This window comes from Dyella kyungheensis (assembly GCF_049913195.1).
Taxonomy (GTDB): domain Bacteria; phylum Pseudomonadota; class Gammaproteobacteria; order Xanthomonadales; family Rhodanobacteraceae; genus Dyella; species Dyella kyungheensis.
In genome coordinates this window covers 3109558-3130199 of sequence record NZ_CP183983.1, presented here as the reverse complement: position 1 = coordinate 3130199, position 20642 = coordinate 3109558, and the positions used below count along the sequence as shown (strand labels likewise).

General features: G+C 64.1%; 19 protein-coding genes and 1 riboswitch. Of the genes, 5 read left to right on the top strand and 14 right to left on the bottom strand.

Annotation, left to right across the window (positions count from 1 at the left end; translation table 11 throughout):
* Positions 1–335: 335 nt before the first annotated feature.
* Both ACN9MB_RS14160 and ACN9MB_RS14155 read left to right on the top strand, forming a co-directional pair.
* On the top strand, positions 336–680 hold the full coding sequence (locus ACN9MB_RS14160) for a hypothetical protein (protein WP_426269338.1): 345 nt from the start codon (positions 336–338) through the stop codon (positions 678–680).
* A 139-nt stretch (positions 681–819) separates the two neighbouring features.
* Positions 820–1134 (top strand): HigA family addiction module antitoxin, encoded by a 315-nt coding sequence (locus tag ACN9MB_RS14155; RefSeq protein ID WP_426269337.1) that lies wholly within the window; start codon positions 820–822, stop codon positions 1132–1134.
* Positions 1135–1392: 258 nt separating this feature from the next.
* Here ACN9MB_RS14155 and ACN9MB_RS14150 read toward each other — a convergent pair whose 3' ends face one another.
* A complete protein-coding gene (locus ACN9MB_RS14150; protein ID WP_426269336.1) occupies positions 1393–2766 on the bottom strand; it encodes a carbohydrate-binding protein in 1374 nt (457 codons plus the stop codon).
* 471 nt (positions 2767–3237) lie between these two features.
* Between ACN9MB_RS14150 and ACN9MB_RS14145 the strand changes: the two genes are divergently transcribed.
* Positions 3238–3699 carry a hypothetical protein gene (locus tag ACN9MB_RS14145; RefSeq protein ID WP_204635437.1) on the top strand — a complete coding sequence of 154 codons (462 nt, stop codon included), beginning with the start codon at positions 3238–3240 and terminating at the stop codon, positions 3697–3699.
* Between the two features lie 72 nt (positions 3700–3771).
* On the opposite strand, the gene gcvP is transcribed toward ACN9MB_RS14145, so the two are convergent.
* Positions 3772–6663, bottom strand: a complete 2892-nt coding sequence (gcvP, locus tag ACN9MB_RS14140; RefSeq protein WP_426269335.1) for an aminomethyl-transferring glycine dehydrogenase — start codon at positions 6661–6663, stop codon at positions 3772–3774.
* A 53-nt stretch (positions 6664–6716) separates the two neighbouring features.
* Positions 6717–6824, bottom strand: a riboswitch (glycine riboswitch).
* A gap of 190 nt (positions 6825–7014) precedes the next feature.
* Between gcvP and ACN9MB_RS14135 the strand changes: the two genes are divergently transcribed.
* Positions 7015–7434 carry a VOC family protein gene (locus ACN9MB_RS14135; protein ID WP_204635439.1) on the top strand — a complete coding sequence of 140 codons (420 nt, stop codon included), beginning with the start codon at positions 7015–7017 and terminating at the stop codon, positions 7432–7434.
* Between the two features lie 179 nt (positions 7435–7613).
* Here the strand turns inward: ACN9MB_RS14135 and ACN9MB_RS14130 are convergent, their stop codons facing one another.
* From ACN9MB_RS14130 to ACN9MB_RS14110, 5 genes are read right to left on the bottom strand one after another with little or no spacing between them, the layout of a single operon-like run.
* A complete protein-coding gene (locus tag ACN9MB_RS14130) occupies positions 7614–8213 on the bottom strand; it encodes a cytochrome c3 family protein (protein ID WP_204635440.1) in 600 nt (199 codons plus the stop codon).
* Between the two features lie 2 nt (positions 8214–8215).
* Entirely contained in the window at positions 8216–8779 is a 564-nt protein-coding gene (locus tag ACN9MB_RS14125; RefSeq protein WP_426269334.1) for a nitrate reductase cytochrome c-type subunit, read from the bottom strand.
* A gap of 10 nt (positions 8780–8789) precedes the next feature.
* Complete coding sequence (napA, locus tag ACN9MB_RS14120) at positions 8790–11291, bottom strand: periplasmic nitrate reductase subunit alpha (protein ID WP_426269333.1); 2502 nt, start codon at positions 11289–11291, stop codon at positions 8790–8792.
* Positions 11288–11584: a chaperone NapD gene (locus ACN9MB_RS14115; RefSeq protein WP_426269332.1), complete on the bottom strand. Its 297-nt coding sequence runs from the start codon at positions 11582–11584 to the stop codon at positions 11288–11290. Before ACN9MB_RS14115 ends, napA begins: the two co-directional genes overlap by 4 nt.
* A gap of 27 nt (positions 11585–11611) precedes the next feature.
* On the bottom strand, positions 11612–11770 hold the full coding sequence (locus ACN9MB_RS14110) for a nitrate reductase (protein ID WP_338030975.1): 159 nt from the start codon (positions 11768–11770) through the stop codon (positions 11612–11614).
* A 201-nt stretch (positions 11771–11971) separates the two neighbouring features.
* Between ACN9MB_RS14110 and ACN9MB_RS14105 the strand changes: the two genes are divergently transcribed.
* Entirely contained in the window at positions 11972–12508 is a 537-nt protein-coding gene (locus ACN9MB_RS14105; protein ID WP_426269331.1) for a molybdopterin-dependent oxidoreductase, read from the top strand.
* A gap of 112 nt (positions 12509–12620) precedes the next feature.
* On the opposite strand, the gene ACN9MB_RS14100 is transcribed toward ACN9MB_RS14105, so the two are convergent.
* Genes ACN9MB_RS14100 through ACN9MB_RS14070 form a run of 7 tightly spaced genes read right to left on the bottom strand, consistent with a single transcriptional unit; the run spans position 12621 to position 20563 of the window.
* The gene (locus tag ACN9MB_RS14100) at positions 12621–12851 is read right to left on the bottom strand and encodes a formate dehydrogenase subunit delta (protein ID WP_204635444.1); all 231 of its coding nucleotides are present in this window, start codon (positions 12849–12851) and stop codon (positions 12621–12623) included.
* Positions 12848–13696, bottom strand: a complete 849-nt coding sequence (gene fdhD, locus ACN9MB_RS14095; protein ID WP_239535425.1) for a formate dehydrogenase accessory sulfurtransferase FdhD — start codon at positions 13694–13696, stop codon at positions 12848–12850. The genes ACN9MB_RS14100 and fdhD overlap by 4 nt, the downstream gene beginning before the upstream one ends.
* A complete protein-coding gene (gene fdhF / locus ACN9MB_RS14090; RefSeq protein ID WP_426269330.1) occupies positions 13693–16617 on the bottom strand; it encodes a formate dehydrogenase subunit alpha in 2925 nt (974 codons plus the stop codon). The genes fdhD and fdhF overlap by 4 nt, the downstream gene beginning before the upstream one ends.
* Before the next feature lie 23 nt (positions 16618–16640).
* Positions 16641–16829: a hypothetical protein gene (locus tag ACN9MB_RS14085; RefSeq protein ID WP_426269329.1), complete on the bottom strand. Its 189-nt coding sequence runs from the start codon at positions 16827–16829 to the stop codon at positions 16641–16643.
* A gap of 11 nt (positions 16830–16840) precedes the next feature.
* Positions 16841–18397 carry a formate dehydrogenase beta subunit gene (locus ACN9MB_RS14080; protein ID WP_426269328.1) on the bottom strand — a complete coding sequence of 519 codons (1557 nt, stop codon included), beginning with the start codon at positions 18395–18397 and terminating at the stop codon, positions 16841–16843.
* Positions 18394–18894, bottom strand: a complete 501-nt coding sequence (locus ACN9MB_RS14075; protein WP_426269327.1) for a formate dehydrogenase subunit gamma — start codon at positions 18892–18894, stop codon at positions 18394–18396. Before ACN9MB_RS14075 ends, ACN9MB_RS14080 begins: the two co-directional genes overlap by 4 nt.
* A gap of 13 nt (positions 18895–18907) precedes the next feature.
* The gene (locus ACN9MB_RS14070; RefSeq protein ID WP_426269326.1) at positions 18908–20563 is read right to left on the bottom strand and encodes an OFA family MFS transporter; all 1656 of its coding nucleotides are present in this window, start codon (positions 20561–20563) and stop codon (positions 18908–18910) included.
* Positions 20564–20642: the final 79 nt, after the last annotated feature.

Genomic DNA, 20642 nt, shown 5'->3' with positions numbered 1-20642 from the left:
ATCCGAAAAGGTGCCGGCGAAAAGGTGCCAGGGACAATTTCATGAGTCTGCGTGCACGTTTTTGAGCGCGCGCACTGCCTTCAGATCATTTAAGGGAATGGTGCTGACATTCGATCGGCCTGGCGCCGTCACGCGCCGCCTTGTCCAGGTGGACGTCCATATCGCCGTTCCCTGACAGACGAGTCCAACCCTGCTTGTTACGGTCAGTCAGTCATTCGCGCTGTCGTATTGCGAGGCTTCGCGGGTGATCATGACATCAGGTCATGAGGCGCGGGTCGTGAGTGCTGGAAACACCCACGACCCGCTAACCACCACCAACTTCTACGGAGTTGATCATGGCTATCCACGATCATACGGTACGCATTCGCTCGTCCGTTCCCCCTGACGACACCCTCACTCCTCCGCCTGGCGACTCGTCGTCCACGGCCGTGGCTTGGCCTCAAACCCTGCGTCATGGCGCTCGCGGTGACATCGCCCTGGCGGTGCTCGCCCTCACGCGCCTGCGTGTAGACAGCGACCAGTGCCGCCACGCGCAGGCACGGGGATTCCCCGGCAGACCGCTGCCATGGCCGCTTCCCGTGGCCGTCACGGCCAGTCTGGGCACCGCCATCCACTGCCTCCAACAGTACGCCCGCCTGCTCGGTAACGAGCCTCGAGTGAACACCACACGCCTCCGATGATCGCCGTTACGGCGCATCGGCCGGCAGGGCGATGCACCGCACTCGGGCGATCACCGACGAAGCTATCAAGCATTCACTGACACGGAGCGCTGTAAGCGCCTATCCGCTGCGCGGCCGTGTCCGACAGGGAGGAACCACCATGGAACTGATCCAGCTCACCCCGCACTCGGAAGTGGACCCCTCGCAGCCCCTGCGAGCCCCCGGCGACATCTTGCTGCACGCCTATCTGATCCCAAGCGCACTCAACCCCGCCCAACTGGCCCGCCGCTCCGGTATCCCTTCCGATCACATCAAAGCCTTCATCGCCGATACCCACCCCATCACCCCCAAGACCGCGCTGCGCCTTTCCCTCATTTTCGACACCACCGCGTTCTACTGGCTGGCGCTTCAGGCGCGCTACGATCTGGAGAGAGCGAAGCCTGAGGTCCGTGCTTATCGGCATCTTGTTGATTAAGGAAAAACGCACGACGCGACAAATGGGACGGAGTGGGCCGGATAGTCCGTTCCGGCCCTTTTGGGGTAAGGGCATTGAGGATATCCATACACCCTTCAGTTCCGACGTCACCGAAGGTCTATTTGCGGCGCTTTACATGTTGTGCGAACAGATTGCTCAAGTGTGCTCGGACATGCAGGAGCGTGCAGACGACTTAATAGTTCGTGGTGCCATTCGATACGAGAGGGCAGCGGATCTCAAGACCCGCTGCCCGATGGCTTACCGCCCCAAATCGCTCAAGAACCGCTTCGTGTACTGCAACGGCGTAGTGGATGGCACGGAGTTGCAGGTCGGCGATGCCGTCGTCTGGTTGCACGGGGTGTCGCGGTCGAGCGACCAGAAGTGGATGCCGGCGAGGCCGTTGGCGACGGCGTAGGTGGTGATGGCGTCGGCGTTGGCGATGGTGAAGTTTTCGCTCGATGCGTCGTTGATGCCGATCATCGGGGTGATCTCGATCTTGTTCGGCGAGATGCCGTAGGTGTGTTCTAGATTCTTCACTGCCTGGATGGCCGACTGGCCCATGTCGCAGCTGCCGTTCGCTACGACGCACAGGTAGGAGGCGGCCGATGAGCCATAGTCCATCGCCATCAGGTTGATGGTGTAGTTGGTCAGCGAGGAGGCCTTGATTGCCTTCACCACCATGTCGCCGAGGCTGTTGACGCCGCCGTAGCTGCCGTCCGACGCGCCCAGCGTGGCGAGGGTGAAGGAGAAGCGCAGGTTCGGATACAGCGACTGGCCGTACACGGCGGCAGCGACGAGGTTGTTGATGGTCGTCTGCGATTGGCCGCCTTCGATGTCGAAGTCCACGCCGACCATCTTCGGCGACATGTAGCGCGACAGGAACGTGGCGAAGTTGGCGGTGCTGCCGCAGGTGAACGTGCCTGCCTGGCCGCCGGTGGAGACGATGTAGGACACGCCGGCGTTGGAAAGCGCGGAGATGTTGGCGCTGGCAAAACTGGCGCCGGGAACGCCGCCCCAGTTTTCGCTGCCGCATTCGCCGGTGGCGAAGGCGAGGGTGATGGCGCCGAGGTTGGTGACATAGTTGGACTTCAGGCTGCCGCTGCCGACCACCGGAATCGACGAGCCCGTGGCCGCCGCGGTCTGCATGACGTTGGTGTTCCAGTTGAGGTTGATGGTGATGTCCTTGTAGGGACTGAACACCAGGTTCGCGCCGGTACCGGGCGGGTTGGTGGGACCCGTGCCGCCACCGCCGGTTCCGCCACCACCCGTTCCGCCACCACCCGTTCCGCCGCCTCCGGTACCGCCGCCGCCCGTGCCGCCGCCACCGGACGATCCGCCCGTACACGCGCCTTGCGACGTCCACGGTTGGCCGGAGCCAGGGCCGCCACTGTTGGTGGCTGGATCATTGCCCTGCGTCCACCAGTTGGCGAGGTAGTTGGTGCCGTTCTCGCTGGCGGTCTGGCCGCCGGTGTAAACCGTGCTTGCGCTCCAGGCCGCGGCGCAGGTGGCCTGCGCGTGTACGGCTTGAACGGGAGCGAGCGTCATCAGGCTCATGGCCATGGCGCCGCCTGCAGTGGTGCCGAGCGCGTGGAGTGCCGTGCGTAACCGAACGGCCGATAGCTTCATCTGCATGAAATCGTCTCCTGGTTTGTGCTGCATCGAAAGGCGGATGTGTCCGTGGCGACCAGCCGTAGCCCTTGGGCGGCGAGCGTGAATATCCCCTCGTGTGTCTCTGCGCACCGCGACTTGTCCGGCGTGCGGCAATGTCTGTTCGCGTCCACGGATGACAACGTTGTCCTCAAACTGCAATGCAAACTGTGACGCTAGTTGTGAAACAGTGGACGAGATTGCCCCGCATGGTTGTAGGGGAAATGTGGCTGGAAACAGGGCAATTTTCGTGCGTTGCAGCGACGAGTTCTGTTCGATCCCCATTATTGGGGGAACGCGTCATATTGCTTTGCAATAAATTTGGCCTGGACGTCTGGACGTCCACACTTCCTTCACGAAAGACTTTTCTGACAACGTTGTCTCTAGGTGGAGCTGGCTACCTGGCCGAGTGCCGAAACTGCAGATACCGCTTAACATCCCCAAGTCGGCACGGGGGTGTCGTCGCAAGAAATCACAGGGGGAGTTATGGGATCGCGTTACAAGCAGGACCGCTGGTACTGGCCGACCTTCGGAAACATCGCCGATGCCGAGCAGGCATCCAATCAGGGCGTCTGGGCCGCAGCGTTCTGTGCGGTCGTGACGGCCGTCGTTGCCACCATCAGCTTGCTGTCCAGTCACAGCGTGATGGGGATCAATTCGCTCGCCTACGTCGACGCCGTGTTGCTGGTCATCATCGCCTGGCGCATCCGGCGTCGCTCGCGGGTGTTCGCGGTGATCGGTCTGGCGTTGTTTGTCGCGGAGAAGATTTTCCAGTTTGCCACGCAGCCGCAGGCTTACTTTGGAATCTTGATGGCCGTGGCGCTGCTGTTCTGCTTCATCAACGGCGTGCGCGGCACGTTTGCCTACCATCGCATGCTCGCGGCCAAGGCACAGGAGCCTGCTGTCGCAAACGCCTGACGTGCTGCATGGCCTTCAACAAAAAAGGGCTCCGCATGCGGAGCCCTTTTTCCATTCACGCTGCAGGAAAGATCACGCCACGTTCGGCTCGCTGAACGCTTCGATCTCGCCCTTGAAGGCTTCCACCGGTACGCAGCTGCAGAACACGTTCTTGTCGCCGTAGACGTTGTCCACGCGGGCCACCGGCGACCAGTACTTCTGGAACTTCAGGCTGGGCAGCGGGAAGGCGGCCAGTTCGCGGGTGTAGGCGTGGGTCCACTCGGAAGCGGACACCATCACGGCGGTGTGCGGGGCGTGCTTGAGCGGGTTGTCTTCGCGATCGAGCTTGCCTTCGTCCACGGCGCGGATTTCGTCGCGGATCTGGATCATGGCGTCGATGAAGCGGTCCAGCTCGTACTGCGATTCGCTTTCGGTCGGCTCGACCATCAGCGTGCCCGCGACCGGGAAGCTCAGGGTCGGTGCGTGGAAGCCGAAGTCGATCAGGCGCTTGGCCACGTCCTCCGCACCGATGCCGGTGGCGTCCTTGAGCGGGCGCAGGTCGAGGATGCACTCGTGCGCCACCAACCCGTTGCGGCCGGTGTAGAGCGTCTCGTAATGCGGTGCGAGACGCTTGGCGACGTAGTTGGCGTTGAGCAGCGCCACCTGGGTCGCGCGGCGCAGGCCGGCGTTGCCCATCATGGTGATGTACATCCAGCTGATCGGCAGGATCGACGCGGAGCCGTAGCTGGCCGCGCTCACCATGCCCACGGTGCTTTCAGCGCCATAGGTTCCCGGCAGGAACGGAGCGAGGTGCGACTTCACCGCGCAGGGGCCCACGCCCGGGCCGCCGCCGCCGTGCGGAATGCAGAAGGTCTTGTGCAGGTTGAGGTGCGAGACGTCCGAACCCCACTTGCCGGGCTTGGCCACGCCGACCAGCGCATTCATGTTGGCGCCATCGGTGTACACCTGACCGCCGTGCTCGTGCACGATTTCGCAGATCTTGACGATGTCCTCCTCGAACACGCCGTGCGTGGACGGGTAGGTGATCATCAACGCGGCGAGGCGGTCGCTGAATTTCTCGGCGGCACGCTGGATGTCGGCGACGTCGACGTTGCCGTTCGCATCGCACTTGGTCACCACCACCTGCATGCCGCACATCTGGGCGGAGGCCGGGTTGGTGCCGTGCGCGGATTCGGGGATCAGGCAGATGTCGCGATGGCCTTCGCCGCGCGAGCGGTGATAGGCGCGAATGGCGAGCAGGCCGGCGTATTCGCCTTGCGCGCCGGAGTTCGGCTGCAGGCTCACGGCGTCGTAGCCGGTGCATTCCACCAGCATCGCTTCCAGCTCGTCGATCAGCTGCTTGTAGCCCGTGGCCTGGTTGGCCGGGGCCAGCGGATGGATGTTGCCGAACTCCGGCCACGTCACCGGGATCATCTCGGCGGTGGCGTTGAGCTTCATGGTGCAGCTGCCCAGCGGGATCATGGTGCGATCCATCGCCAGGTCCTTGTCGGCCAGCGAACGCATGTAGCGCAGCAGTTCGTGCTCGCTGTGGTGCGTGTTGAAGGCCGGGTGCGTCATGAACTTGCTGGTGCGGGCCAGGCCGGCGGGCAGGGCGTCGTTGGTCTTGGCGTCGAGCGCGTCGATATCGCCGATGGTGGCGCCGAACAACGCAGCGACGGCGGCGACGTCCGCGCGCGTGGTGGTTTCATCGAGGCTGATGCCGAGGCTCTTGCCGTCGATCTGGCGCAGGTTGATGCCGGCGGCCTGTGCCTTCGCGTGGATGGCGGCGGCATCGACGTTGACCACGTGCAGCGTGTCGAAGAAATCCGGACCGACGGTGACGCCCTTCTCGCGCAACGCACCGGCAAGGATCGCGGCGAGGCGATGCACGCGACGGGCGATGCGCACCAGGCCTTCCGGGCCGTGATAGACGGCGTACATGCTCGCCATCACGGCCAGCAGCACCTGCGCGGTGCAGATGTTGGAGGTGGCCTTCTCGCGGCGGATGTGCTGTTCGCGCGTCTGCAGGGTGAGGCGGTAGGCCGGCTTGCCTTCGGCGTCGATGGAGACGCCGATCAGGCGGCCCGGCATCGAGCGCTTGTAGCTGTCGCGGCAGGCCATGAACGCGGCATGCGGACCGCCGAAGCCGAACGGCACGCCGAAACGCTGGGTGTTGCCGACCACGATGTCGGCGCCCCATTCGCCCGGCGCGGCGATCAGCGTGAGGGCGAGCAGGTCGGTGGCGACGCAGACCACGCCATGGCGCTTGTGCACGGCATCGGCCAGCGCCTTGTAGTCGTTGATCTGGCCGAAGGTGTTGGGGTACTGCAGCAGCACGCCGTAGCTGTCGACGCTGGTGGCTTCGCTGTCGTCGCCGATGTGCAGGTCGATGCCCATCGCTTCGGCGCGGGTCTTGATCACTTCCAGCGTCTGCGGGTGCACGGCGTTGGAGACGAAGAACAGGTTGGACTTGGACTTGGTCGAGCGCTTGGCCAGCGTCATCGCTTCGGCGGCGGCGGTGCCTTCATCGAGCAGGGACGCGTTGGCGATCTCCATGCCGGTGAGGTCGGCGCACATGGTCTGGAAGTTGATCAGCGCTTCCATGCGGCCCTGCGAAATTTCCGCCTGGTACGGCGTATAGGCCGTGTACCACGCCGGGTTCTCCAGGATGTTGCGCAGGATGACGTTCGGGGTCAGCGTGCCGTAGTAGCCCTGGCCGATGAAGCTGCGGAACACCTGGTTCTTGTCGGCGATGGCGCGGATCTTGGCCAGCGCTTCCACTTCGGTGATCGGCGAGGGCAGGGCCAGCGGCGCCGGCGACTTGATCTTGCCCGGCACGATGGCGTCGGTCATCGCTTCCAGCGAGTCGTAGCCGACCACGCCGAGCATGGTGGCGATTTCGGCGTCGTTGGGGCCGATGTGACGCTCGATGAAAGCGTCGTGGTGCTCGAGGTCGCGCAGGGAAGGATTGGCTTTCTGACTCATGACAGGGGCGTCCGGAAATGGCCCATACAGGCCGGACGTGCAAGCCGCACGTGGAGCGCCCCTCTGTCCTTTTGCCTGAGAGTTTGGAAGCGACGGCTCAGCGAGCTTGGCTTCGTGCCCCTTCGGCGCCGGATTCAACCGGTCTCTCCAGAGTGTTCGTGCGGGTGATGGTCTGGGGCCTGAGCGATTACGGGCGTTACGCCGTCGGCAGCAGCTTGCGCTGCTTCTCCCACCACACGCTAAACGGCGATTATAAGATGCCTTGGCCGGGAATGCCTCCCCAGCCGCCGGCTCATGTGGCGGGAGTCTCAAACGGCATAAGATGGCGGCCTCGCCTTACTGGCCCCCACCATGTCCAAGCCCCCGTTCCAACTGGCCCGGATCGATCACGTGGTGCTGCGCGTGCGCGACACCGAGGCCATGCAGCGTTTCTATTGCGAGGTGCTCGGTTGTCGCGAGGAGCGTCGCCAGGACGAGATCGGTCTGGTCCAGCTGCGCGCCGGCGATTCGCTGATCGACCTGGTGGCGCTGGACAGCAAGCTCGGCCGGCTGGGCGGCGCGGGGCCGGGCGAACAGGGGCACAACATGGATCACCTGTGCCTGCAGGTGGAAAATTACGACGAGGCGGCCATCGTGGCGCACCTCAAGGCGCATGGCGTGCGCGTGGGGGACATCGGTTCGCGCTATGGGGCGAAGGGCGAGGGGCCGTCGATATACCTGTATGACCCGCAGGGGAACATGGTGGAGTTGAAGGGGCCGGCCGGGGGCTGAAAGGCGTGAGGGTTTGTTGCTGCTTCGGACGCGTCGCTACTGGATTCCGGCCTGCGCCGGAATGACGAGAGGGATAGGAAGGCCGCTCATTGCGTCACCTTTCCTACTCGTCATTCCGGCGCAGGCCGGAATCCAGCAGCGATATCCTGCATCCGGGCGATCAGCTCACCGGAAGCAGCCTATCCCTGCGGAACCCCCGTCATATCGGGCAAGTGATGCGCAATGCCCTTGTGGCAATCGATGCAGGTCTTCTCGCCAGAGCCAAGCCAGCGCTTGTGGATCTCCGCCGCACGCGTCGACTGCCGCGTCAAATCCATCGACGTGTAGTTATGGCAATTTCGACACTCCAGCGAATCGTTGGCTTTCAATCGCGCCCATTCGTGCTGGGCCAGTTCCAGCCGGTGGTCGAGGAATTTCTCGCGCGTGTCCACGGTGCCGAAAATCTTGCCGTAGACCTCCTTGGAGGCCTGCATCTTGCGCGCGATCTTGTCCGTCCACTGATGCGGCACATGGCAGTCGGGACAGGTCGCCCGCACACCGGAGCGGTTGGTGTAGTGGATGGTCGTCTTCAATTCCTGGAAGACGTTGTCGCGCATTTCATGGCAGCCGGTGCAGAACGCCTCGGTGTTGGTCAGCTCCAATCCCGTGTTGAAGGCACCCCAGAACAGCACGCCCGCGATGAATCCGCCCAGGGTGAGAAAGCCCAGGCTGTAATGGATGCTGGGGCGGCGGATGGTCCGCCATAGCGCGGCGAGCCATCGCTTGATTCGTGGCCACATGGTCAGTTCGCCTTCTTGTCTTGTTCTTCGGACAGGATGCTGTCGATGTCCTTGAAGTTGTTGGCGACGAGTGGCTTGGCGTCGGTCTGCACCACGTGGCACTGGTTGCAGAAATAACGGCGCGGCGAAATGGTGGCGAGGAACTGGTCGTTGCGATCCATGTAGTGGGTGACGCTGACCGGCGGCGCCTGGAACTTGTCCGCGTTGGCGCGTGCGTGGCACAGCAGGCAGCGGTTGGAATTCTTGTCGATCTGGTAGTTGTCGATGGAATGCGGGATCGTCGGCGGCTGCATCGGATAGGCGCGGACGCGCTTGATGTCCGCGTTCTCCACGCGGGCCATCAACGGTGCGGCGATTTCCTGGTTCACCGGCGCGCCGCGGCGGATGGCGTCGATCTGGTCGCCTGCGGGCACGGGTTCGGCGGTGCTGGCGATGGCCGGCGAGGTGGTGGGCGGGGCGGAGACCACGCGTGGCTCCGGCGAGGATTTCCGGCCCACGGCAAATCCAATGGCGGCCGCGACCAGCACGACCAGTGCAAGGACGACGATCAATGGCTTCTGTCGCATCGTAATCTCCCTAGACCGCCACGACTTTGACCGCGCACTTCTTGTAATCGGTCTGCTTGGAGATCGGGTCGGTGGCATCCAGCGTCACCTTGTTGATCAGCTGGCCGGCATCGAACCACGGTACGAACACCAGCCCCTGCGGCGGCTTGTTGCGGCCACGCGTCTCCACTCGCGAACGCATTTCGCCTCGACGCGAGATCACTTTCACTTCGTCACCGCGCTTGAGTCCGCGCGAGCGGGCGTCGTCGGGATTCATGAACACGACCGCTTCGGGGAAGGCGCGATACAACTCGGGCACGCGCATGGTCATCGAACCCGAATGCCAGTGCTCCAGCACGCGGCCGGTGGACAACCACAGGTCGTATTCCTTGTCCGGTATTTCGGGCGGTGCCTCATAGGGCAGGGCCCAGATCACGGCGCGCCCGTCAGGGTTGCCATAGAACTGGAACTCGGTGCCGGCTTTCACATAAGGGTCGGAGCCTTCGCGATAACGCCAGCGCGTTTCCTTGCCGTCGACCACCGGCCAGCGCAGGCCGTGCGCCTTGTGATAATCGTCGAACGGCGCGAGGTCATGGCCGTGACCGCGACCGAAGGTGGCGTACTCCTCGAACAGACCCTTCTGCACGTAGAAGCCGAACGCGGCGGCCTCGTCGTTGTCGTATCCCGCTTCCATTTCCGTGGTGGGGAACTTGTCGACGTTGCCGTTCTTGAACAGCACGTCGAACAAGGTCTTGCCCTTGAACTGCGGATTGGCGGCGAGGATCTCGGCCGGCCAGCATTCGTCGGTGGTGAAGCGTTTGGAGAATTCCATCAGCTGCCACAGATCCGAACGGGCCTGCCCCGGCGCCTTGACCAACTGGTGCCAGAACTGCGTGCGCCGCTCGGCGTTGCCGTAGGCGCCTTCTTTCTCCACCCACATGGCGGCGGGAAGAATCAGGTCGGCCGACTGCGCGGTGACCGTGGGATAGGCATCGGTCACCACCACGAAGTTGCGTGGATCGCGATAGCCCGCATAGGTCTCCTGCATCAGGTTCGCACCGGCCTGCACGTTGTTGTTGCACAACACCCAATAGGCGTTGAGCTTGCCGTCGCGCAGCATGCGGTTCTGCTGCACGGCGTGGTAGCCCGGTTTGGGCTGGATGATGCCGTGCGGGATCTTCCAGATCTCCTCGGCATGCTTGCGATGCTCCGGATTGGTCACCACCATGTCGGCCGGCAAGCGATGGCTGAAGACGCCCACTTCGCGCGCCGTACCGCAGGCGGAAGGCTGGCCGGTCAGCGAGAACGGGCTGTTGCCCGGCGTGGAGATTTTTCCCGTCAGCAGGTGGATGTTGTAGACCATGTTGTTGGCCCACGTGCCGCGCGTGTGCTGGTTGAAACCCATGGTCCAGAACGACACCACCTTGATGTTCGGATTGGCGTACAGCTCGGCCAGTTGTTCCAGCCAGCCTTTGTCTACGCCGGTCATTTCCACGGTCTTTTCGAGCGTGTACGGCGCGACGAACGCTGCGAACTGCGCGAAGTCGATCGGCTCGCTGGCGGTCGGGTCCTTGGAATTCTTGGCGTTCTCCTCTAGCGGATTATCCGGACGCAGTCCGTAGCCGATGTCGGTGACGCCGCGCTTGAATGTTGTGTGCTTGTCGACGAAATCCTTGTTGACGCGGTTGGTCTTGATGATGTGGTTGGCGATGTAGTTGAGGATCACCAGGTCCGTCTGCGGCGTGAACACGATCGGGATATCGGCCAGCTCGAAGCTGCGATGCTCGAAGGTCGATAGCACCGCCACCTTGACGTTGGGGTTGGACAGACGCCGGTCGGTGACGCGCGTCCACAAAATCGGATGCATCTCCGCCATGTTCGAGCCCCACAGCACGAACGCATCGGTGGCTTCGATATCGTCGTAGCAGCCCATCGGCTCGTCCATGCCGAACGAGCGCATGAAGCCCATCACGGCGGAGGCCATGCAGTGGCGCGCGTTGGGATCGAGCGTGTTGCTGCGGAAGCCGCCCTTGAGCAACTTGTTGGCGGCGTAGCCTTCCCATACCGTCCATTGGCCGGAGCCGAACATGCCGACGGCTTCCGGGCCCTTTTCCTTCAGCACGCGCTTGAATTGCTGCGCCATCACATCAAAGGCTTCGTCCCAGCTGACTTCGGTAAACGTGCCGTCCTTCGCGTAGACGCCGTTCTTCTTGCGCAGCATGGGCGCGGTGAGGCGGTCGGCGCCGTACATGATCTTGGAGAGGAAATAGCCCTTCACGCAATTGATGCCGCGATTGACCTCGGACAGCTGGTCGCCGTGCGTCGCCACCACGCGGCCGTCCTTCACCGCCACGTTGACGCCGCAGCCGGTGCCGCAGAATCGACACGGTGCCTTGCTCCATTTGAGCTGGAGCATGTCGCCTTCGAGCAGGACGTTGGTCGCGCTCGCCGGCAAGGCCAGCCCTGCCACGTTGGCCGCCACCGCCACCGCGGTGTTGCGGATGAATTCGCGTCGCGTCATGGACAAAGTCATACGCCGGCTCCCTGAAGTGATGCGTCCGAAGACACGAGTTCGTCCATGACGCCGTGAGGCTCCACATGGTGGTAGATCAACGACACGTTGATGATGCCGGGCAGCGCTTCCATCGCTTCGATGTGATCCATCACGGCGCGCTGGTTGTCGGTTTCGCACACCATCACGCAGCGACATTCGCCCTGGATGGCAATCTCCAGGGTGTCGCGAAGCTCGACAAAGGCGGTGAGAACATCGACCGCATCGGGCCGGTGCAGCACGACCAGGCTGGAGATGTGATGTTCGTCCTTCATGGCATTCCCCTGCAGGATGGCGCGACCTCAAACGTGAGGCGGTCCGCTGACGAACATTTGCCAGAACCACACGGCGAAACCGAACGCTGCGATGAACATCACCGACAGCACGGGAAACAACAGGAGCAGCAACAGGAAGGTCATCCGTTCCTGTTTGCGGGTGTCGACGACCGTGCTGGGTTCCACGCGCACCTCCATCAAGCAGGACGGCGATACTCAAGATCTGCGCGGTAAACTAAAACATTCGTTCCCCTGGGCGGCTGATCTGGATCAGCCAGGTAGTGCCAAGCCATGCCCGGCAAGGCATGCTTTCGCGCGCTTCCCGAGTGTACGCTTCCTGTTTTTCCGCAGCGGTGAAAGCCGTGTGAATTCACAAGAGGATCTGGCATGGCAAGGCAGACGTGGAATCGATTTGCCCTGGGCTTCGTGTTGCTTGGCGCATGCACGGTCCTCGCGGTGCACGCGGCGGAAGCTCCTGTCACGACAGGCACGGCAACGGTGCAGCTGGTCGCGCCGGGCAAGCCCGCTTTGTCGCTGGATGCGAAAACGCTGGCCGGCATGCCACATGAGCAGGTGACCGCCGCGGCGCATGACGAGCCGGCAAGCCAATGGGGCGGCGTTCGTCTCGAAGACATCTTGTCGCGGGCCGGCGTGTCGCTCGACAAGCCCTTGCGCGGCAAGGCGCTGGCCTCGTTCGTGCGCGTCACGGCCGCCGATCAGTACCAGGTGGTGTTTGGGCTGGCCGACCTGGACGCCACGCTGGGCCACACGCAGGTGCTGCTGGTGGATACGCGTGACGGCAAGCCGCTGGACAAGGATGGTCCGCTGCGCCTGCTGGTGCCGGGCGACAAGCGGCCGGCGCGATGGGTGCGCAACGTGACGATGATCGAGGTGGTGGACGGCGGGACGACGCAGCGTCCTTGAGGTTTGGGCTGCCGAAACCCCCTGTGGGAGCGCACTTGTGCGCGACAACCTGACGGAGCGGAACCGTCGTGGCGGGACGGTCTCGCACAAGTGCGCTTTCACAAAGGGTGCGCTAAGTCGCGTCTACGGGCGGCAGCTGCAGCGCGCTCACTGCTTCCTGCGCGAGCGGGATCAAGCCCTCGCCACCGTCAGCAAGGTAGCTCTTCAGCTGCCGCCGCATGACCGGATCCCAGAATCGCGTCAGGTGATCGCGCACACTCGCCACCGCCGCCGCGTGATCGGGCTCGACTGTGAAATAGGTGGCGATGTCGTTCGCCATGGTGATCAGTCGTTCGATTCTCATGAGTGCTCGCGTGACTCGGCGGCCAGCAGGCGGCCGGGGTGCGTGTAGACGTTGTGGCTGCCGGGTCGGGCAAAGCCGACCAGGGTGATGCCTGCGCTGCGCGCCAGTTCGATGGCCAGTGCGGTGGGTGCGGAAATGGCGGCCAGCAGGGCGATGCCGGCGCTGGCGGCCTTGGTGACCATTTCGTAGCTGGCGCGGCTGGTGACCAGGGCGAAGCCGGTGTTGACGTCGATGCCGGCGCGATGGATCGCGCCGATGAGTTTATCCAGCGCGTTGTGGCGGCCCACGTCTTCGCGGACGAGGAGAATGCGTCCCGCCGTGTCGGCCCATGCCGCCGCGTGCACGGCACCGGTGGCCAGGTTCATCGGCTGGCGTTCCTTCAGCTCCCGCAGCGCGGCTTCGAGTGCGTCGCGCGAAATCGCCACGCCTTCGCCCACCGCACCGTCGTGGCGCACGGCGTTTTCCAGTTCCCGCGTGCCGCAGATGCCGCAGCCGCTGCGGCCGGGCAGCAGGCGCTGGCGTTCCTGGTCCAGATGGGCGCCGGGTGCGTTGTCCGTGACGCGCATCGACAGTTCGATGCCTTCGATCAGCGCATGCGTTTCCAGCTGCAGCAACTGCGACGGGTCGCCGATCAGCCGCTCGGTCAGCGAGAAGCCCAGCGCGAAATCGTCCAGGTCGTGCGGCGAGGCCATCATCACCGCGAAGGTGGCGCCGTTGTAGACCATCGCCACCGGTACTTCCTCGGCAATGCAATCGTCCTCGTGCGAGGAGGCGCCGTTTCGCCAGCGGTCCACCGCACGCACGGCGTAGCCGCGGGAGGTTTCTTCCTGTTCGACGCTGCTCAAGCAGGCTTCGCCGACTGTTCCAGCAGCGCCTCCTGCGCTTCGCTGAACGCGCGATAGCGCTTCTGCCATTCGGATGGCTGGCTCACGCGCGTCACCTGCACGGCGGTCACCTTGTACTCGGGGCAGTTGGTGGCCCAGTCCGAATTCTCGGTGGTGATGACGTTGGCGCCCGAACCGGGAAAGTGGAACGTGGTGTAGACCACGCCCGGCTGCATGCGTTCGGAGACGACGGCGCGCAGCACGGTTTCGCCGGCGCGACTGACGATACCGACCCAGTCGTCATCGGTGATGCCGCGTTCTTCGGCATCGTGCGGATGGATTTCCAGCCTGTCTTCGTCGTGCCACATCACGTTGGCCGTGCGGCGCGTCTGCGCACCCACGTTGTACTGGCTGAGGATGCGGCCGGTGGTGAGGATCAGCGGATGCTCGGCGCTCACCTTCTCGGTGGTCGCCACGTACTCCGTCAGCATGAAGCGGCCCTTGCCGCGCACGAACTCGTCGACATGCATCACCGGCGTGCCATCCGGATGCTCGTCGTTGCACGGCCATTGCACGGAGCCGAGCGCTTCGATCTTCTCGAAGCTCACGCCGTGGAAGGTGGGCGTCAACCGTGCAATTTCATCGAGGATCTGCGAGGCGTGCGTGTAGTGCATGGGATAGCCCATGGCGTTGGCCAGCAGCTGGGTGATCTCCCAGTCGGCGTAGCCACCCTGGGGTTCCATCACCTTGCGCACCAGCGACATGCGCCGCTCGGCGTTGGTGAAGGTGCCGTCCTTTTCCAGGAACGAACTGCCCGGCAGGAAGACGTGGGCGAACTTCGCCGTCTCGTTGAGGAACAGGTCCTGCACCACGATGCATTCCATCGAAGTCAGCGCGGCGGTCACGTGCTGGGTATCGGGATCGGACTGCGCAATGTCCTCGCCCTCGATGTACAGGCCCTTGAAGCTGCCATCGAGCGCAGCCTCGAACATATTGGGAATGCGCAGGCCGGGCTCGCTCAACAGCGGTACGCCCCAGGCCTGTTCGAAGGACTGGCGCACGGCGGCGTCGCCGACATGGCGATAGCCGGGGAACTCGTGCGGGAACGAGCCCATGTCGCAGGAGCCCTGCACGTTGTTCTGGCCGCGCAGCGGATTCACGCCGACGCCTTCGCGCCCGATATTGCCGGTGGCCATGGCGAGATTGGCAATCGCCATCACCGAGGTGGAGCCTTGCGCGTGTTCGGTGACGCCCAGGCCGTAATAGATGGCGCCGTTGCCGCCGGTGGCATAGAGGCGGGCAGCGCCGCGCACCAGTTCGGCCGGCACGCCGGTGACGCTTTCCATCGCTTCGGGGCTGTATTTTTCCTGCGCTACGAAAGTGCGCCACTTGGCGAATGCTTCGGGTTCGCAGCGACGCGCCACGAAGTCCTCGTCGACCAGGCCTTCGGTGACGATCACATGGGCCAGCGTGTCGAGCACCGCCACGTTCGTGCCAGGACGCAGGCGCAGGTGGTAGTCGGCCTTGATGTGCGGCGTGCGCACCAGGTCGATGCGGCGCGGGTCGATCACGATGAGCTTGGCACCCGCGCGCAGGCGCTGCTTCATCTGCGAGCCGAAGACCGGGTGCGCGTCGGTGGGGTTGGCACCGATCACCAGCACCACGTCGGTGGCGCGGATGGAATCGAAGTCCTGGGTGCCGGCCGATTCACCCAGGGTGGCCTTGAGGCCGTAGCCGGTGGGCGAATGGCAGACGCGGGCGCAGGTATCCACGTTGTTGTTGCCGAAGCCGGCGCGTACGAGCTTCTGCACGAGGTAGGTTTCCTCGTTCGTGCAACGCGACGAGGTGATGCCGCCGATGGCGTGCTTGCCGTACGTCCCCTGCAGGCGCTTGAACTCGCTGGCGACGTGGCCGATCGCTTCTTCCCAGCTCACCACGCGCCATGGATCGGAGATCTTGGCGCGGATCATGGGCGTGGTAATGCGATCCGGGTGCGTGGCGTAGCCGATCGCGAAGCGGCCCTTCACGCAGGAGTGGCCATGGTTCGCATGGCCGTCCTTGTTCGGCACCATGCGCACGATTTCCTGGCCTTTCATCTCGGCGCGGAAGCTGCAGCCCACGCCGCAATAGGCGCAGGTGGTGACCACGCTGTGCTCGGCCTGGCCTTTGTCGATCAGCGACTTCTCGGAGAGCGTGGCGGTGGGGCAGGCCTGTACGCAGGCGCCGCACGATACGCATTCGGAATCGAGGAAGCGGTTGTCCTGGCTGGCCGCCACTTTGGATTCGAAACCACGGCCTTGGATGGTCAGCGCAAACGTACCCTGCACCTCGTCGCAGGCGCGCACGCAGCGTGAGCAGGCGATGCACTTGGAAGGATCGAAGGTGAAGTAGGGATTGGATTCGTCCTTCGGTGAGAACAGCGGATTGGGCACTGTTTGACGAGTGCGGCCATGGATGGCCGCTTCTTGATCTTCGCGCGCAGGGATGCGCGCATAAACATGATTGGCGCCGTCGTAGCCGTAGCGCACATCGCGCAGGCCCACCACGCCGGCCATGTCCTGCAACTCGCAATGCCCGTTGGCGGGGCAGGTGAGGCAGTCCAGCGGGTGATCGGAGATATACAGCTCCATCACGCCGCGGCGGATCTCGGCGAGCTTGGGCGTCTGCGTGGCCACCTTCATGCCTTCGCTCACCGGGGTGGTGCACGAGGCGGGGTAGCCTTTGCGTCCGTCGATCTCGACCAGGCACAGGCGGCATGAACCGAACGCGTCGAGCATCTCGGTGGCGCACAGTTTGGGAATGCTGATGCCGGCCTGCGCGGCAGCGCGCATGACCGAGGTGCCTTCGGGCACTTGGATGCGCCGGCCGTCGATGTCCAGCGACACCATCGTTTGCGATAGCGATTTAGGAGTGCCGAGATCGATTTCGACGATGGACAGCATAAGGTAACTCCCAGGAACCTAATTCAACGTTTGCCCGAGCATTCATTTCCCTCACCGTCATTCCGGCGCAGGCCGGAATCCAGGAGCGGCACGGATCGATGATCGCGACAGAGCAGGTCATGCTCTTTCGCGATAACCGCGCACTCCCGCCACTGGATTCCGGCCTGCGCCGGAATGACGGTGAGGAATGCGGCGGCGTTCACGCGAGGCATGGCACGGTCTCTCAGTTCACCGGCTCAGCCGAGCCCGCGAAATCTTCGTGGAAATGATCCAACGCGCTGAGCACGGGGAAGGGCGCCATGCCGCCGAGGGCGCACAGCGAGCCGGCCACCATGGTCTGGCAGAGGTCGCGCAGCAGCACTTCGTCGCGTTGGCGTCCGGCGTTGTCGCTGGCCAGCAGGCGGTCGATCACTTCCACGCCGCGGGTGGAACCGATGCGGCACGGCGTGCACTTGCCGCACGATTCGATCGCGCAAAACTCCATCGCGTAGCGCGCCTGCGCCGCCATGTTCACGGTGTCGTCGAACACCACCACGCCGCCGTGGCCGAGCATGCCGCCGATGGCGGCGAAGCCTTCGTAGTCGATCGGTGCGTCGAGTTGCGAGGCCGGAATATAGGCACCCAACGGACCGCCCACCTGCACGGCGCGTACCGGGCGCCCGCTGGCCGTGCCGCCGCCATAGCCTTCGATCAGTTCGCGCAGGCTCAGCCCGAAGGCACGTTCAACCAGTCCAGGCCGCTTGAGGTTGCCGGCGAGCTGGATCGGCAAGGTGCCCCGCGAGCGGCCGCTGCCGTAGTCGCGATAGAACGCCGCGCCCTGGTCCAGAATGACCGGAACCGATGCAAAGGTGACCACGTTGTTGATCACCGTGGGCTTGCCGAACAGGCCGTGGATGGCCGGCAGCGGCGGCTTCACGCGCACCTGTCCACGCTTGCCCTCCAGCGATTCCAGCATCGAGGTTTCTTCGCCGCAGATGTACGCGCCGCCGCCAAGCCGCACTTCCAGATGGAAGGCCTTGCCGCTGCCGCGCACATCGTCGCCGAGGTAGCCGTTCGCTTCGGCGATGGCGATGGCGGCGTTCAGAGCACGATGTGCATGCGGGTATTCGACGCGGAGGTAGATATAGCCGCGCGTCGCGCCCACGGCGATGCCGGCGATGGTCATCCCTTCGATCAGCACGAACGGATCGCCTTCCATGATCATGCGATCGGCGTAGGTGCCCGAATCGCCTTCGTCCGCGTTGCAGGCCACGTACTTCTGCACGGCCTTGACGTCGAGGCAGGTCTTCCACTTGATGCCGGTGGGGAAGGCGGCGCCGCCGCGGCCGCGCAGGCCCGAATCGGTCACGGTCTGCACGATTTCCGCCTCGCTCATGCGCAAGGCCGCATCGAGTCCGCGATAGCCGCCATGCGCGAGGTAGTCGTCAAGACTGCGCGGATCGACGATGCCGACGCGCGCGAAGGTGAGGCGTTGCTGGTTCTTCAGATACGCAATGTCTTCGGTAGGACCCAGCGCCAGTGCGTGGGCACCGCCATGCAGGAAATCCGCGTCGAAGAGTGCGGTTACGTCGTCGGGTTGTACCGGGCCGTAGGCGACTCGTCCTGCCGGCGTAACCACTTCGACCAGTGGCTCCAGCCAGAACATGCCGCGAGAACCGTTGCGGACAATGGCGATGTCAAGGCCGCGCCGTTCCGCCTGCTCGGCGATGGCCACGGCCACAGCTTCGGCACCCAACGAGAGGGCACTCGCATCGCGCGGCACATACACAGTGAAACTCATGAAGCCTCCGCAGCGAGCCATGCGTCGAACCGCTCAGGCGTGAGCCGGCCCTTCAACTCGCCATCCACCATCATGGCCGGCGAACACGCGCAATTGCCCAGGCAGTAGACCGGCTCCAGCGTGTATTCGCCGTCCTTGGTCGTCTCGTGAAAGTCTACGCCCAGCCGTTGTTTGACGTGTTTTTCCAGCGTGACGGCGCCCATCGCCTGGCAGGATTCGGCGCGGCACAGATGAATCACGTGCCTGCCCGCCGGCTGCTGCCGGAAGTAGTGGTAAAAGCTGATCACGCCATGCACATCGGCCCGCGAGAGATTCATCTCGCGGGCGATGAGGGGCACGGCGGCCTCAGGGACATATCCCAGCGCATCCTGAATGCCGTGAAGCACCGGGAGCAGGGCGCCCGGAAGATCCTTCAGGCGCCCGGTGACGTCCATTACCACGAGCCGCACGGACTCGGGAAGATCGGGTAGCGATGAGCCAGTAGCCGCGCGTTTCATGTTTCCACCATCGTCAGAACAAGGCCGCGGCCTTGCTGATCGCTATCCATACGCCGATCAGGAAGGGTATGCCAACCAGTGCCCAGGCCACGAGGCCCAGCCCACCGAAACCGCCACGCGCTGCGTCCTGTGCGCTCGCCGAGGTGAACGCGGATTCGCGCTGCAGCGACTTTTCGTGCGCCAGCTCGGCGTCGGTCATCAAGGCGCTTTCCTTCACCGGCTTGATCAGCAGGTTGCAGATCATGCCCACCAACAGCAGGACCGCAAGGATATAGAGCGTGCGATCGTAGACGAGGTTCTTGGCCACGCCCGCATCCAGCTGCGCCTGCCGCACGGCGGCGATCAGGAACGGTCCGGCGATGCCCGCCACCGACCACGCCGTGAGCAGGCGGCCATGAATCGCGCCCACCATCTGCGTGCCGAAGATATCCGACAGATACGCCGGCACCGTGGCAAAGCCGCCGCCGTACATCGACAGGATCACGCACACGGCGATCACGAACGCACCGGCCATGCCCATGTGTCCCAGCGTGGGCAGCGTGCAATACAGCACGATGCCCAGGGCGAAGAAGATGAAGTAGGTGGTCTTGCGGCCGATGAAGTCCGAGGTCGAGGCCCAGGCAATGCGTCCCAGGCTGTTGAACAGGCTGATCAGGCCGACCAGTCCCGCCGCCGACGCGGCAATGGCCGCCTTCTGCGCGGTGCTCAATACCGTGCTCGCATCCAGGCCGAGCAGCTTGCCGCCGAACACATCCTGGAACATCGGGCTGGCCATCGACAGCACGCCGATGCCGGCCGTGACGTTCATGCACAGGACCATCCAGATCAGCCAGAACTGGGGCGTCTTCCAGGCGCGGTTGAGGTGCACATGGCGATGGGTGATCAATTTGTTGGTCGAGCCTTCGGGCGGAGTCCAGCCCAGCGGGCGCCAGCCCGACGGTGGCACGCGGAAGCCGAATGCGCCGGCCATCATGGCGGCCAGGTAGATCACGCCCATGCAGATCAACGCGGACGACACGCCCGGCACGTCGCCATGCGAGAACTTCTTCATCAGCGCCACGGCCAGGGGCGCACCGATCATCGCGCCGCCGCCGTAGCCCATGATGGCGAAGCCGGTGGCGAGGCCGCGCCGGTCGGGGAACCATTTGATCAAGGTCGATACGGGTGTGATGTAACCCAGGCCTTGCCCTATGCCGCCGAGCACGCCTGCGCCCAGGTACACCAGCCATAGTTGATGCATCGATACGCCGATGCCGCCCACGACCAGGCCGCCGCCCCAGCACAGCGCCGCGATGAAGCCGGCCTTGCGCGGGCCGGCATGTTCCAGCCACGCCCCCCAGATCGCCGCCGAAATGCCGAGCATGGCGATGAAGGTTTCAAAGATGTGGTTGACCGAGGGCACCGTCCAGTTGCAGGCGGTGGTGAACAGCTGGGCCAGGAAACCCAGCTTGGCGCAGGTCGCCGGATCGGCTTCCGTGACCAGCTTGGTCATTGGCAGCCAGAACACCGAAAAGCCATAGGCCATGCCGATGCTGAGATGGATGGCCAATGCGGCCGGCGGTACCAGCCAGCGATTGAAGCGCGGCCCGGCGATGGTGCTTTCTCTGGACAGCACGGAGGCGTTCCCTCCGTCCCCCGTCAGTACATCGGTTTCAGATACACCCACCATGAGCATCTCCCCCGGTTATGGCCCGGCCCCCCGGCCGAGCATCTGCGCGATGTGTAGAGCCCCTCGGTCGGACGCGCCA

What these genes read in the sequence shown, in the direction of transcription:
- ACN9MB_RS14115 (WP_426269332.1), bottom strand. Translation starts at nt 11,584, where the DNA reads ATGAAGGACGAACATCACATCTCCAGCCTGGTCGTGCTGCACCGGCCC.
- ACN9MB_RS14160 (WP_426269338.1), top strand. Translation starts at nt 336, where the DNA reads ATGGCTATCCACGATCATACGGTACGCATTCGCTCGTCCGTTCCCCCT.
- ACN9MB_RS14070 (WP_426269326.1), bottom strand. Translation starts at nt 20,563, where the DNA reads ATGGTGGGTGTATCTGAAACCGATGTACTGACGGGGGACGGAGGGAAC.
- ACN9MB_RS14080 (WP_426269328.1), bottom strand. Translation starts at nt 18,397, where the DNA reads ATGAGTTTCACTGTGTATGTGCCGCGCGATGCGAGTGCCCTCTCGTTG.
- ACN9MB_RS14135 (WP_204635439.1), top strand. Translation starts at nt 7,015, where the DNA reads ATGTCCAAGCCCCCGTTCCAACTGGCCCGGATCGATCACGTGGTGCTG.
- ACN9MB_RS14075 (WP_426269327.1), bottom strand. Translation starts at nt 18,894, where the DNA reads ATGAAACGCGCGGCTACTGGCTCATCGCTACCCGATCTTCCCGAGTCC.
- ACN9MB_RS14130 (WP_204635440.1), bottom strand. Translation starts at nt 8,213, where the DNA reads ATGTGGCCACGAATCAAGCGATGGCTCGCCGCGCTATGGCGGACCATC.
- ACN9MB_RS14125 (WP_426269334.1), bottom strand. Translation starts at nt 8,779, where the DNA reads ATGCGACAGAAGCCATTGATCGTCGTCCTTGCACTGGTCGTGCTGGTC.
- ACN9MB_RS14155 (WP_426269337.1), top strand. Translation starts at nt 820, where the DNA reads ATGGAACTGATCCAGCTCACCCCGCACTCGGAAGTGGACCCCTCGCAG.
- ACN9MB_RS14085 (WP_426269329.1), bottom strand. Translation starts at nt 16,829, where the DNA reads ATGCCTCGCGTGAACGCCGCCGCATTCCTCACCGTCATTCCGGCGCAG.
- gcvP (WP_426269335.1), bottom strand. Translation starts at nt 6,663, where the DNA reads ATGAGTCAGAAAGCCAATCCTTCCCTGCGCGACCTCGAGCACCACGAC.
- fdhF (WP_426269330.1), bottom strand. Translation starts at nt 16,617, where the DNA reads ATGCTGTCCATCGTCGAAATCGATCTCGGCACTCCTAAATCGCTATCG.
- ACN9MB_RS14150 (WP_426269336.1), bottom strand. Translation starts at nt 2,766, where the DNA reads ATGCAGATGAAGCTATCGGCCGTTCGGTTACGCACGGCACTCCACGCG.
- napA (WP_426269333.1), bottom strand. Translation starts at nt 11,291, where the DNA reads ATGACTTTGTCCATGACGCGACGCGAATTCATCCGCAACACCGCGGTG.
- ACN9MB_RS14100 (WP_204635444.1), bottom strand. Translation starts at nt 12,851, where the DNA reads ATGAGAATCGAACGACTGATCACCATGGCGAACGACATCGCCACCTAT.
- ACN9MB_RS14105 (WP_426269331.1), top strand. Translation starts at nt 11,972, where the DNA reads ATGGCAAGGCAGACGTGGAATCGATTTGCCCTGGGCTTCGTGTTGCTT.